Consider the following 13,919-nt stretch of genomic DNA (forward strand, 5'->3'; position numbering starts at 1 on the left):
GCTGAATCAAACTTCTCTTCCAATCCATATAATGCGATTTAAAGTAGTTTAGTCCCAAGTGGCACATCCAAATCAGGTACGCATAACACAACATCCCCATCGGCATTGTGAAAGCCAGTCACTAAGCACTCCGATTGAATTGGGCCAATTTGTTTTTTTGGAAAATTAACCACAGCGACCACCAACTTCCCGATCAGTTCATCTGGTTGATACAGTTTGGTAATTTGAGCACTAGATTTTCGCACCCCAAGTTCTTCACCAAAGTCGACGTGTAAAATATAAGCAGGCTTACGCGCTTTTTCAAAAACCGTTGCTTGAACAATACGCCCAACACGTAACTCAACTTTCAAAAAATCATTCCACTCAATCAGTTCCATGTGCATTCCAAGTATTTATAAAACCTCATGATTGTAACGGATTCTAATTCTGTTTTAAAAGCCTAAAAAATGTGCCAGACCGCCATTCATTACACATCACATTTATTCTATGCCACAACAAAAAAGCGTCGAGCAACACGTTGCTGGACGCTTTATTTATTTCGCACGCTTCCGTTGTATCGCGCAGAATCTTATTAAATCTGAGTCGCCAAATAAGACAGAATAACCATCAGCAATAACATTGGAATATAACGATAAACCTGTAATACACGACGCTCAACCACAGAAAATAAATGCTCTTCGGTCAGTTTTAATGTTGAGGCCAGCAGTGCAAAAATAAAACCTAAAATACTTAATGCGCTAAACACGCTGATTACGGTAAATCCAATAAAGATCTGGCTGCTGCCTTCTGTGCTTTGCCAAAGTTGTAATAAGAAATCGTTGGCTGGCAATAAGGCTAAAATGAAAACGACAGACTTAAGCATTGACCAATGTAATTGATTAACTTCATCTGACCATATTAATGCCTTCATATTATCCTCCCGACCAAATTCAGCACATTGAGCCTATTATGCGAGATTTTAAACAAATAAGAAGTCTATTTTAATTCACAGTTTAACTTTATTGTAACCATCAAATATAAGAATAATTCTTATTATTAATATCAAACAAAAATAAAAACCAAAATCAAATAAATACAGGTACTTATATTATAGTTTTTTACTAGCCAATATTATTAAAAACCATTATCACTTCACTTTATTGATATTAACCAATTAAAATGAAGTGATTAATTAAACACTTCCATTTAGAAAAATATTTAACAATTAAGGTTTATAGAAAATGTCTGCATTGCTGTCTTCACCACCGGTCTTACCATCAGCGCCAAAAGAATATAGATCATAGGCACGACCTTCAGAACCAGGGTTTACATATTGAATATCATTGTCCCAACTGTCTTTCGGATAGCCACCCTTAATATAACCGCCTGGCACCCAACTTTTAACCGTTGCAGGTTGATGAATTAACGCATCTAACCCACCTTCTTGTGCCGTTGGATAGTGATTATTATCCATTTTATATTGATCTAAGGCACCGGCAACAGACTTTAATGTAAGTACTGTGGTATCCACTTTTGCCTTATCAGCACGTCCCATTACATTGGGAACCACTAATGCAGCCAATACACCTAAAATCACAATAACCACCATGACCTCAATAAGTGTGAATCCGGATTGCTTACCTGGGTAGATCTTCCTTTGCATTTAAAGTCTCTCTTTAAAAATGTCTTACAAAATATTGAGTTCTAAGCGCTAAACCATATTATTCATATTCACAATTGGGAGCATTACCGCAATCACAATCACCAATACAATCGCTGCCATAAACACCAACATCAGTGGTTCTAACAGTGCCAATAGGGTTGAAATAAATGCGGTCACTTCACGATCTTGCATATCAGAAGCACGTGACAACATACGATCCAATTCACCTGAAGTTTCACCACTTTTAATCATTTGTACCATCATTGGTGGAAAATAACCACAACGCTCTAATTGCGTTCCTAGGCTTCCACCTTCGATCACCTTTTCTGCTGCAATATTGATTGCATCGCGAATGACCCAATTGCTGCTGACGGCTGCACCAATTTTCAATGCGTCGACCAATGGCACACCAGACTGCGTGAGAATAGACAAGGTACTGGCAAAACGTGATGAGTTTATACCACGCGATAATTTACCGAATAATGGCAATTTGAGCACCAAACGATCAAACGCATAGTGACCAGAAGCACTTCTTAAAAAACGCAATAACAATACCGTCATGACTCCTAAACCCAGCAACATAAATGGCCAAGTTTGTCGAATCAGGTCACTGGCTTTCATTAAGGCAACCGTAATCCACGGTAAAGCTTGTTTGCTTTGATCAAAGGTTTTGACAATATCGGGGACCACATAAGTCATCAGTCCCATCACAATCGCAAAAGACATCAGCATTAAAATAATTGGGTAAATCATTGCCCCTTGTATTTTCTTTTGCATGGCAAAACGATTTTCAGTGTAATCCGAGAGCTGATCTAAAATTAAATCTAAATGGCCCGAACGCTCACCCGCAGCAATGGTGGCGATATATAAATCTGGAAAACGTCCACCTTGCTGCATGCCTTGTGCCAAGGTATGCCCTTCTAAAACCTTACTGCGAACAGAGAGCAGTAGATTTTGAACATGGGCTTTTTCATTCTGCTTCGCCACGGCGCGCAGTGCTTCTTCAAGCGGAATTGCAGCGGCAACCAAGACCGATAATTGTCGCGTCATCAGCGCCAAATCATAGGCTGTAAATTTTTTCTGAAAAAATGAAGAACCTGTATTTTTTTCTTTTTGCTCAACCGCAGCGACACTGAGCGGCGTCCAATCCTTATCACGCAATTGTTGTCGAACTTGACGTGCAGAATCTCCCTCAAGCACACCTTTGTGTTGCTTGCCAGAGACGTCCAGTGCTGTAAATTGATATGCAGGCATAATAATGCTCTAATCGTTTAAGTTTTTTTGTTGAAAGAGTTGATTATGACCATAAAAATCATTCATATTCTTCATTATTCTCAACCGCCAACACTCTAACATATGCCCACCCTGATCTCGATATGATTTCACTTTAATGCGCCCCTAATTGAATATGCCAAATTCTGTAGATCCAAATTCCCCCATTTACCGCATTCGTGTTGCGGTGCCTGTGCATCTCTACGATTGTTTTGATTACAAGCTGAGTGCCGAACAATATCAACAAGCACACATTGGCGCACGTGTTGCAATCTCTTTCGGTCGTCGACATCTGATTGGTGTCATTGTCGAAAAAATTCCCACTGATGTTCCACTCAATAGCAGCTTTCAACTTAAAGCCATCGATGCGCTGTTAGATGATCGTGCGATTCTAAATGAACAAGTTTTAAGTTTGTTGACATGGTCTGCAAATTATTATCAATTTCCATTGGGTGAGGTTATACAAACCGCGTTACCAAGCTTACTGCGCCAAGGTAAACCTTATAACTTGTTGGCCACCGTTTGGAATGTTCTCAAACCTAGTGCAGAAAATGAACTTAAACGCTCCGAAAAACAGCGCAATGCTTATAAATTATTAAGTGTACATCCTCAAGGCACCTCAGAACATCTGTTAAATTTAAGCGGCATTGAAAACAGCACATTAAAAGCTTTACAAAAAAAAGGCCTGATTGATACGGCGTTAAAACCACAAGATTTCAGTGCCCCTCCGGTGCAAATGGCACAAATGCCACTCACTGCCAATCCCGATCAACGCTTGGCCATTCAACAAATTTTAAAAGCACAAAATAAATACCAAGCCTTTTTACTCGATGGCTTAACGGGCAGTGGTAAAACGGAAGTCTATTTACAAGTGATGCAAGAAGTCCTTAAAAAAGGCAAACAGGTTTTGGTCTTGGTGCCTGAAATCGGCTTAACCCCACAAACGATTGATCGTTTCCAATCACGTTTTCATTGTCATATTGCTTTACTGCACTCGGGCCTCAATGACAGTAAACGCTTACAAGCATGGCAATATGCAGAAACGGGAAAGGCCGCGATTATTTTAGGCACCCGTTCTGCCATCTATACCCCGATGCCAAATTTGGGATTGATCATTTTAGATGAAGAACATGATCTGTCGTTTAAACAACAAGAAGGCTTTCGCTACCATGCCCGCGATGTCGGTTTATACCGTGCTGCATTGGCCAAATGCCCCATTATCTTAGGCTCAGCCACCCCAAGCATCGACAGTTATCATTTGGTTGAACAAGGCAAGTTGACCTGCTTAGAGCTCAATCAACGTGCCGGTAATGCCATCATGCCAAAGATGCATGTTATCGATTTGAAAATCGCAAAAAAACAGCATGGCATGAGCCAACAATTGTTAGATGAAATTGGAAAATGCTTAGCGCGCAAAGAACAAGTGCTTATTTTTCTCAATCGACGCGGTTATGCACCCGTGTTGCTGTGTGAACAATGCGCTTGGCAAGCCAATTGTCCACATTGCGATGCGCATCTCACCTTACATTATCAACCCTATAGCCACTTGCATTGCCACCATTGCAGTACCATTCAGCGCTTACCCAGCGCCTGTCCTGCATGTCATCACACCAGTTTAAAACCGATTGGGATGGGCACTGCCAAAGTTGAGGCCAGTCTACAAGAACTATTTCCAGATCAACTCATTATTCGGGTTGATCGCGACTCGACCAGTCGGGTTGGCAGTTGGCAGAAAATTCAGGAACAAATTCATCAAAATAAATCGGCCATTTTATTGGGCACACAAATGTTGGCCAAGGGGCATCATTTTCCCTACGTCACTTTGGTTGCGATTTTAGATATTGATGCTGGGCTGCTCAGTGTTGACTTTCGAGCGCCAGAACGAACCGCACAATTGATCGTTCAAGTCGCAGGTCGTTCAGGTCGTGGTGAAAAGAAAGGTGATGTTTATTTACAAACCCACAGGCCTGATCACCCCCTATTACTCACTCTGATTCACAAAGACTATCGCGCTTTTGCCAAGCAAACCTTGATTGAACGACAACAGGCATTATTACCGCCCTATCGTTATGCCGCATTGTTGCGCTGTGAGTCGAGAAGCCAAGAAAATAATCAGCAATTTCTAAAGCAGATGTCACAACAATTACAACAACAATCCACACCTGTCCCATTACCGCCAGCATCACTGCCGCTGATTGATATTTGGGGACCGATTCCGGCACCAATGGAACGTAAAGCAGGTCGCTATCAAGCGCATATGGTTTTATTGTCGGCAGAGCGGGCAAAAATGCATTTTTATCTCAGACATTGGTGGCAACAGCTACTCAAAGAAAAACCATCAGATTTAAAAATTTCGATTGATATCGATCCTCAAGAGCTGAATTAAATTAAATATGTTCATTTAATAAATCACCTGATGTTGGCCTATATGTAATATCAAAACATAGATTTAGCAATAAAAGATCTAGCAATAACAGCAGCGCAGACATACCTCACGGCTGTTGTGTAGAATGCTTGGTAAATGAATTTAGGTTTAGGGCAAGTTCATGTCATTATTATTACAAACTACCTTATTTCTTGCTGCCGCACTGATCATTGTGCCTTTAGCAAAAAAACTAGGCATTGCCACGGTATTGGGTTACTTATTGACGGGAATTATTCTCGGCCCAAGCGTATTCAATATTGCCAATGACCCTGCCGCCATTATGCAGTTGGCGGAGTTCGGGGTTATTTTATTGATGTTCCTAATTGGTCTTGAACTTCGCCCACAACGTCTTTGGGAAATGCGCAGCTCAATTTTTGTCAGTGGCAGTGCACAAGTACTGCTCACTGGTGCCGTACTCATGTTACTGATGTGGCTATTGCTTGGACAAAGTCTGAGTGTCAGTTTTGTGCTTGGGTTCGCCTTGGCACTTTCTTCCACTGCTTTTGTCTTGCAATTACTCTCCGAAAAACAACAACTCAACACCAATTATGGGCAACGCTCTTTTTCAATTTTACTGTTTCAAGATATCGCAGCAATTCCATTATTAGCAGTGATTCCGCTGCTGGCGATCCATCAACAAAGCAGCAATCATGGGATTGCTTATTTCGCGGCCATTATTGCCGCCTTTACTGGATTGTTTTTATTTAGCCGCTATGTAATGCGTCCATTTTTTCGCTTTGTGGCCAAAAGTGGTGCGACAGAACTGATTACTGCTGTGGGCCTATTCATCGTCTTGGCCGTGGTACTGCTGATGGATACCTTGGCGATTAGCACCACCTTAGGTGCCTTCTTCACAGGCGTGCTATTGGCCGACTCTGAATTTAGACATGAAATTGAAGCCAGCATTACCCCATTTAAGGGCTTATTACTCGGTCTATTTTTTATGACCGTGGGCATGACCACCCAGTTGTCGTTGTTCCAGGAAATGCCACTCCTGATTATCGGTGGGGCGATTGCCTTGATGTTAATCAAAGCTTTGGTAATTCTTGGAGTTGCACGCTACCAAAACAACAATTGGCGTGACAGCCTGATGCTCGCTACTTGTTTGGCACAAGGTGGGGAATTTGCCTTTGTCATTATGAATGTCGCTAAAAGTGAGAAGGTGTTGAGTGCAGCGCTCGTTGAACCTGCAACCCTGATCGTGACCCTATCTATGGTGCTCACCCCAATCGCCTACTGGTTGGTTTCGCGCTATATTGTCCCTCGCATTGAACAACCAGTCGATGCAGCCTATGACGATATCCCAGATCAGCATCCACCGATTATCATTGCTGGCTTTGGACGCTTTGGGCAAATTATCGCTCGACTGGCTCATATGCAACACCTCCGCTTTACTGCTATCGACAACAATTTACAACGCATTGATTTTGTCAGACGCTATGGCGGTAAATTGTATTATGGCGATGCCACGCAACCTGAGTTACTCCGATCCTCAGGCATCCATACCGCCAAAGTGTTTATCTTGGCGATTGATGATGTCGAAGATTCGATGGTTATCGCCCGTCATATCCGCTTGAATTATCCTGAACTCAACATTTTAGCCCGTGCACGTGATCGCTATCATGTCCATTTGCTGCGAGATTTAGGCATTAGTCATATTTGGCGTGAAACCTATCTTTCGTCTTTGGGCATGGCCTACCGTGCCCTGTGCTTACTGGGGATCACTGAATCACATGCTGCTAAAAGTGTTGAACTTTTCCGTGATTATGATGAGCAGATGCTGGCACAGCAGCAACGTATCTATACCGATGAACAAAAAGTCTTCGAAAGCTATAAGGGCTTTTTAAATGAGCTCGAACAATTATTTGAAAATGATGCGCAAGCCACCGAGGCGCATCTCAGACAACAAGCCGGAAGCGATGATGAAGAAGATGCAGATGCAGATGACCCGCAGCACAACTTAGATGAACCTGCACCGAATGAATTCAATGTGCAGAGCAGAGATCGACTGGATATTCGCAGAAACGAGCAAGATTAACTTGTGTTTTTTAGGATTGACTCCATCAATACCAAGATTTGGAGAATATTATGTCTGATTTACGTCAACGCTTTTATATTGAAAACTGTCCGATTCGTGGTGAAGTCGTCCATTTAGAACAAGCCCTACACACCATTCTGGCACAGCGCGATTATGCCGAAGCCATTAAAGTCCTGCTCGGAGAAATGCTTACAGCCACTGCGTTGTTGGCCAGTACACTGAAAATCCAAGGCCGTATTAGCCTACAGATTCAGGCTGAAGGCAGCTTTAAATGGGCCATGGCCGAATGTAACCATTTGGGTGAAATACGTGCGTTGGCCGACTATGAAGCCGATCCACGCTTTGACCATGCTCAGGACAGTTCGACCGTGCTTGCAACCTTGGTCAGTCCAGTATTGTTTATCAACATCGAACCTGAAAAAGGCGAGCGCTATCAAGGAATTGTACCTTTAGATAAGGCCACCTTGGCAGGCTGCCTCATGCAGTACTACGACTTATCGGCACAGATTCCGACCAAGATTGTGTTGGCCAGTACCACACAATGTGCAGGCGGTTTACTGATTCAATTGCTGCCACGCAACAGCGAAGAAGAACAACAGCTGATTGATGACGATCTATGGCCACGAATCAATCTACTCACTGAAACGCTAAAAGCAGATGAATTGATTGAACTGGATGCCCAAGAAATTCTCTATCGTTTATATAACGAAGAAGACGTGCGTCTGCCCGAGGTTGAACAATTAAAATTTGCCTGCACCTGTTCCAAAGCACGTTGTGCAGATGCATTGATTCAAATTGGCGTAAATGCAGTCAAAGAAACACTAGATATACAAAACCCGATCCAAATGGATTGTCAATTTTGTAACAGCCACTATCAATTCAGCGCTGAAGAAGCCCTCGGTTTATTTGGCCAACACCTGAGCTAATTAGGCGGTAATGCCCCGAACTGAACAGTGTAAATACAAGCCAAGACCTGTATGGCTGTCTCAGTTTGGGAAATTTGACCCACTTTCAAAGTAAGCTGCATGTCACTTTAATGATCATTTAAGATACCGTTGCGTTAAAAATTGAAACAAAATCACCGCTTATTAAGACTATGAAGTGTTCCCAATTTGCCCAATAATCAAAACAACTGTTTTAATGTGACACTTCAACATGGCAAAAAATTATTATGAAGTCCTAGCTGTTGGTCGTGATGCTAGTCCTGAACAAATCAAAAAATCTTATCGTAAACTTGCTCGAAAATACCATCCTGACATAAGTAAAGAAGCTGATGCAGAAGAACAGATGCAATCGATTAATGTCGCCTATGACACTTTAAGTAACGCTGAAAAGAAAAAAGAATATGACTTTTCACTAGATCACCCGCATGCACAAGCCAACTATGCTGGACAATCGGGTGCTGATGGTTTTTCTGGTGCTGGTCAACGCCACAGTTATTCTCACGGGGGCGGTGACTTTGGCGGTTTTGAAGACCTATTTGGACGTTTTGGTGCAGGCTTTGGCGGTGGTCGTACGCAAGACTTTTCCCAAGGCAGATCAAGTCAGCAAGCCTATGCAGGTGAAGACCAACATGTCCGCATCGAGGTTGAGATTGAGGTCGCCTATCATGGTACAACCCAACAATTTACCCTACAAATTCCAAGTTATACCCCAATGGGCGAAGTCGAGATGCAACGTAAGACTTTAGAGGTCAAAATTCCCAAAGGGATCAAGCAAGGGCAACAGATTCGCCTCGCCAATCAAGGGCAACAGGGCGTACAAGGGGGCAAAAATGGCGACCTCTATGTGGAAATAAACTATAAAGAAACCGATAAAATTCACGTGGATGGTGCCAATGTGCATTACACCATTAACGTCGCGCCTTGGGAAATCGCACTCGGACAAAGCATTGAAATTGACAGTCCCGCAGGTAAAGTCAATGTCACGCTACCCAAGACAGCCAAAAATGGCCAACAACTGCGTTTGGTCGACAAAGGTATTCCAAGTAAAACACCTGGGCATCTCTATCTCAAATTGAATATTGTGATTCCCGCAGCCAATACCGAGGCAGAACAACAGGCCTACCAACAGTTGGCTGAAAGTTTCAATCATTTCAATCCACGTAAGTCATAAGGGAGTCGCATCATGACCCAATTACATTATCGTGAAATTGTTTGTGAAGGACGTTTTGACGCTGAAGTTTTAGATGAGCAGCAGTTCTTTGACTTACACCATTTTGCTCAAGTCTGTGGTCAAAATCCTGAATGGGTTTTACAACTACTTGAATATGAAATATTGCCTACACGTAGCCAACAAGCCACACAACACTTCCATGCCGAAGACATTGCTCGGGCGCGCCGTGCCTATCGTCTACAACGTGATTTTGAGGCAAGCTTTGCTGCAGTTGCCATGATGATGGACTTAATTGATGAACTTCAACAATTAAGACAACAAACGCGGTACAGTCAGAACAAATAAAAAACAATTCGAAACTTTATGTTAAATTAACTGGCAGGTTATAAAATCGCCTGCCATTATGGTTGTTTTCTACGCATGTTTAAGTGAACACAGTGAACGAGGTGCAATGATCCAATGAACATCAAAGTCATGAACAAAAAGCTCAAAAATATGTTTCCAGAATATAGCGAATTGATGTCAGAACTCAGACAATCCAATCCGCATTTCGCCAAAATGCTCGAATCTCACGATGTGCTCGATAGACAGATCACCCATCTAGAACTCAATCCCGTTCATGCCATCAACGACAACGATGATATCGAAACGCTGAAACGCAAAAAATTAAAGTACAAAGATGAACTGTATGCCTTGCTCAAACAAGCGCAGCACGGCAACGTTGACGCTGTGCAGCAATCAGACTAAACCTGAGTCAAATCTAGCATTACTTTAATCTATTGCTCAAATTGGGTCATATCAGCTTATCTTTCGGATCAGCAGATATGACCCAATTTATTCATCGGGTTAATTTGTTCAACCTGCTTCTGTTCATCCAATCATTTTAACTTGGTCAGCTTACTGACCTCCTGCATGGTATGTTTGATTGGCTCATAGTCCAAAAACCACAAAAGATTAACACGTTGATTGGGATGCTTTTGTGCCAACAAATCAATCACGCTTTTTTCACCACGCCCTACCAAATGACGACGATAGAAGTAGTAAATCAGCAGCATTGTCGTTAACAACATTAAGCCCAGCATAATCCAAAAACCATGCGGTGAAGCAAGCCCTGGAATGAACTCAAAGTTCATGCCATAGATTCCCGTCAATAAGGTGAGTGGTGCAAAAACTGCAGTAATAATTGCGAGAATACGCATATTTTCATTGGTCTGATTAGAAATCGCAGAAAAATGCAATTCAATCGCAGCCTTGATTGCACTGCTAAATCGAGCCGTATGCTTTTGAATACGTTCAATATGATTGCTTAAGTCGTGGATTCGCATCAATAAAATATCAGCACGTTCTAGATTTTTCTTGGCCCGATGATGCTGTTCATTGTCAATAATTTCATCGCTTAACTCTTGGATCACCTCAATCTGCTCTTCACATAGATTTTCAATTTGCTGAAAAGCCATATTTTCTTGTAACAGTTGATGCCATTGATTAAAACGTCGATGCCCTTGCAACAAGGCCTGCTGCCAATACTCAACGCGTTTGGTCAACGGCACCCGAATATCGACATATTCATCGACCATGCTATTGAGTAAACGCAGGGTTAAATCGATTGGTGAACTCGCCAATTTTCGTGGTTTATTTTGTTGTTCAATCTCACGACTCACAATCATTTCAATACGAGCAATAAAACTTTCCATGGCTTTATTGCCCGTCTCACGCACACTCACCAAGGTATTTGGCGTAATCACAAAACTCACAGGTGAGGTTGCCAGACCAAAGATCCGCTCATGTTCTTCGGCTGCGTCCGCAGTAATATGGTCGTCACGGGTAATCAATTTACGAAAAATGAGTAAATTGTAGTCTTCGATTGCATCGAAGACACAGGGATGTTCAAGATTTAAAATATCCTGCACATGCAATTCATTTAAACACAGACCACTGGCCTGCTGAATCTGTTGCTGCCATGCTTCAGCACGGTTAACCACATCTTCACGGGTACAATCAATCCAAATAAAAATCGGGGATTGATCTCGACTGGCCGTTTTTTGAATATAAGTATAATGATCTGTCGTATCTTGATAAAAATAATAGGTTTGCATAAATATAAAATACGTTTAATCCGCTTACACGCATGATGCCATAAAAAAAGTCCGCATCAAGCGGACTTTTTTCGGTACAAGTAATCTTGGGCTAAGTTTGAACTCAGCTTAGGATTTAAGCTTGTTCAATATCTTTCATGCTCAATTTAATACGACCACGGTTGTCGACGTCTTGTACTTGAACTTTAATTTCTTGACCTTCAGTTAACACGTCAGTTACGTTTGCAACGCGTTCATTTGAAATTTGTGAAATATGCAATAGGCCATCAGTACCCGGCATAATGTTCACAAATGCACCAAATTCAACAATACGAATCACTTTACCAGTATAGATCGTACCTGGTTCAATCTCAGCAGTTAATGCTTGGATTTTCGCAATTGCGGCTTTTGCTGCAGCTTTGGTTTCACCAAAGACACGAACGGTACCGTTGTCTTCAATATCAATCGCAGCTTTGGTTTCTTCAGTGATTGCGCGGATGGTTGCACCACCTTTACCAATAACATCACGGATCTTGTCTGGATTAATGTTAATCACTTCAAAGGTCGGTGCGTGCATAGAAATTTCAGCACGTGCACGAGAAAGTACTTGGTTCATTGCGTTCAAGATATGCATACGACCTGCATAAGCTTGATTCAATGCAACTTCCATAATTTCTTCGTTAATACCTTCGATTTTAATGTCCATTTGAAGCGCAGTAATACCATTGGCAGAACCAGCAACTTTAAAGTCCATATCACCAAGATGATCTTCATCACCTAAGATGTCAGAAAGTACGGCAAAACGCTCGCCTTCTTTGACGAGGCCCATTGCAATACCTGCAACAGGTGCTTTTAACGGTACACCCGCATCCATAAGCGCAAGTGATGCACCACAAACAGACGCCATTGAAGACGAACCATTTGATTCAGTGATATCAGATACGATACGAATCACGTACGGGAAGCGGTCAGCAGCAGGAAGAACGGCTTGAATACCACGGCGTGCAAGACGACCATGACCGATTTCACGACGTTTAGGACCAGATTCACGACCTGTTTCACCTACAGAGTATGCAGGGAAGTTGTAATGCAACATGAAGTTGTCAGTTTTTGTACCACATAAGGTATCAACCATGAGCGCGTCACGGGTATTACCGAGTGTTGCAGTCACAAGTGCCTGAGTTTCACCACGGGTAAACAATGCTGAACCGTGTGCACGATCCAATACCCCAGCTTGTACATCTAATGCACGGACAGTTGTGGTATCACGACCGTCAATACGTGGCTTGCCTGACAAAATGTTGTCACGCACAGTGCGGTATTTTAGATCTTCAAATAATTCGTTTACTTCGTCAGCCACACCCGCTTCAGCGCCTTCAGGAGCAAACTGCGCCATTGCTTCAGCATGTAAAGCATCAAGTGCGGTATAACGGTCTTGTTTGACTGCAATGGTATAAGCTTCAGAAATTTTTGCTTCAAATGCATCTTTTAACTGAGCAAGTAAAGCTTCATTTTTGCTTGGTGCAACCCAAGTTGATTGTTTTGCACCCGCAGCAGCTGCAAATTCTTTAATCGCTTGAATAGCGATTTGCATTTCGTCATGACCGAACAGTACAGCACCTAGCATTTGGTCTTCTGAAAGCTCTTTCGCTTCAGATTCAACCATCAATACTGCAGATTCAGTACCTGCAACCACAAGATCAAGTTCACTTTCTTTTAACTGTTCGTGATTTGGGTTAAGAACATATTCACCGTTGATCAAACCAACACGTGCACCACCGATTGGACCACGGAAAGGTACGCCTGCAATTGAAAGTGCAGCCGAAGTACCTAACATCGCAGCAATATCTGCATCCATGGTTTTGTCAGAAGAAACCACACTTGCGGTTACTTGGATTTCGTTATAGAAACCTTCTGGGAACAATGGACGAATTGGACGGTCAATTAAGCGTGAAATTAAAGTTTCAGCTTCAGATGCACGACCTTCGCGCTTGCCATATCCACCTGGAATACGACCAGCTGCATATTGTTTTTCTTGATAATTTACAGTCAATGGGAAAAAGTCTTGACCCGCTTTAGCCGTTGGTTGAGCAACCACTGCAACCAATACAGTCACACCACCCATGGTAATAAAAACAGTATTCGCTTGACGAGCAACACGACCTGTTTCTAAAACAACTTGATGTTGACCAAATTGGAATTCTTTACGAATAATATTAAACATAGACATGTAATTGTATTTCCTGATTTTTTTCTAGTGGAGACCCCTAAGCTTTGGCATTTTTTGCCGGAGACAAGCATCAAAATAACAAAGCTTAGAAGCCGACCTCACTAGATAACTTATAAAAACAC

The 13,919-nt window shown here is 42.2% G+C and carries 12 protein-coding genes; 6 read left to right on the top strand and 6 right to left on the bottom strand.

Going from position 1 to position 13,919, the window contains the following annotated elements; translation table 11 throughout:
• Positions 1–38: 38 nt before the first annotated feature.
• The 4 genes from FD716_RS15615 to gspF all read right to left on the bottom strand — a co-directional run bounded on the left by FD716_RS15615 (position 39) and on the right by gspF (position 2,896).
• On the bottom strand, positions 39–377 hold the full coding sequence (locus FD716_RS15615) for a tRNA-binding protein (protein ID WP_139853173.1): 339 nt from the start codon (positions 375–377) through the stop codon (positions 39–41).
• 194 nt (positions 378–571) lie between these two features.
• Positions 572–910 (bottom strand): hypothetical protein, encoded by a 339-nt coding sequence (locus tag FD716_RS15620; protein WP_139853174.1) that lies wholly within the window; start codon positions 908–910, stop codon positions 572–574.
• A 294-nt stretch (positions 911–1,204) separates the two neighbouring features.
• Positions 1,205–1,642, bottom strand: a complete 438-nt coding sequence (gene gspG / locus FD716_RS15625) for a type II secretion system major pseudopilin GspG (RefSeq protein ID WP_139853175.1) — start codon at positions 1,640–1,642, stop codon at positions 1,205–1,207.
• Between the two features lie 48 nt (positions 1,643–1,690).
• Positions 1,691–2,896, bottom strand: a complete 1,206-nt coding sequence (gene gspF / locus FD716_RS15630; protein WP_139853176.1) for a type II secretion system inner membrane protein GspF — start codon at positions 2,894–2,896, stop codon at positions 1,691–1,693.
• A gap of 154 nt (positions 2,897–3,050) precedes the next feature.
• Here gspF and FD716_RS15635 point away from each other — a divergent pair, with 154 nt between their 5' ends.
• The 6 genes from FD716_RS15635 (at position 3,051) to FD716_RS15660 (ending at position 10,239) form a co-directional block, all read left to right on the top strand.
• Positions 3,051–5,300 (top strand): primosomal protein N', encoded by a 2,250-nt coding sequence (locus tag FD716_RS15635; RefSeq protein ID WP_139853720.1) that lies wholly within the window; start codon positions 3,051–3,053, stop codon positions 5,298–5,300.
• Between the two features lie 160 nt (positions 5,301–5,460).
• The gene (locus tag FD716_RS15640; RefSeq protein ID WP_139853177.1) at positions 5,461–7,377 is read left to right on the top strand and encodes a monovalent cation:proton antiporter-2 (CPA2) family protein; all 1,917 of its coding nucleotides are present in this window, start codon (positions 5,461–5,463) and stop codon (positions 7,375–7,377) included.
• A gap of 50 nt (positions 7,378–7,427) precedes the next feature.
• Positions 7,428–8,303 (top strand): Hsp33 family molecular chaperone HslO, encoded by an 876-nt coding sequence (hslO, locus tag FD716_RS15645; protein WP_139853178.1) that lies wholly within the window; start codon positions 7,428–7,430, stop codon positions 8,301–8,303.
• Positions 8,304–8,532: 229 nt separating this feature from the next.
• Entirely contained in the window at positions 8,533–9,492 is a 960-nt protein-coding gene (locus FD716_RS15650) for a DnaJ C-terminal domain-containing protein (RefSeq protein ID WP_139853179.1), read from the top strand.
• Between the two features lie 12 nt (positions 9,493–9,504).
• Complete coding sequence (locus FD716_RS15655) at positions 9,505–9,837, top strand: chaperone modulator CbpM (protein WP_139853180.1); 333 nt, start codon at positions 9,505–9,507, stop codon at positions 9,835–9,837.
• 114 nt (positions 9,838–9,951) lie between these two features.
• Positions 9,952–10,239 (top strand): YdcH family protein, encoded by a 288-nt coding sequence (locus tag FD716_RS15660; RefSeq protein WP_171477059.1) that lies wholly within the window; start codon positions 9,952–9,954, stop codon positions 10,237–10,239.
• 131 nt (positions 10,240–10,370) lie between these two features.
• Here FD716_RS15660 and FD716_RS15665 read toward each other — a convergent pair whose 3' ends face one another.
• Positions 10,371–11,588, bottom strand: coding sequence for a magnesium transporter CorA family protein (locus tag FD716_RS15665; RefSeq protein WP_139853181.1), 1,218 nt, complete (start codon positions 11,586–11,588; stop codon positions 10,371–10,373).
• 115 nt (positions 11,589–11,703) lie between these two features.
• Entirely contained in the window at positions 11,704–13,791 is a 2,088-nt protein-coding gene (pnp, locus tag FD716_RS15670) for a polyribonucleotide nucleotidyltransferase (protein WP_171477114.1), read from the bottom strand.
• Positions 13,792–13,919 lie beyond the last annotated feature (128 nt).

Origin of the sequence: Acinetobacter pullicarnis (genome assembly GCF_006352475.1) — a bacterium.
GTDB classification, from domain to species: domain Bacteria; phylum Pseudomonadota; class Gammaproteobacteria; order Pseudomonadales; family Moraxellaceae; genus Acinetobacter; species Acinetobacter pullicarnis.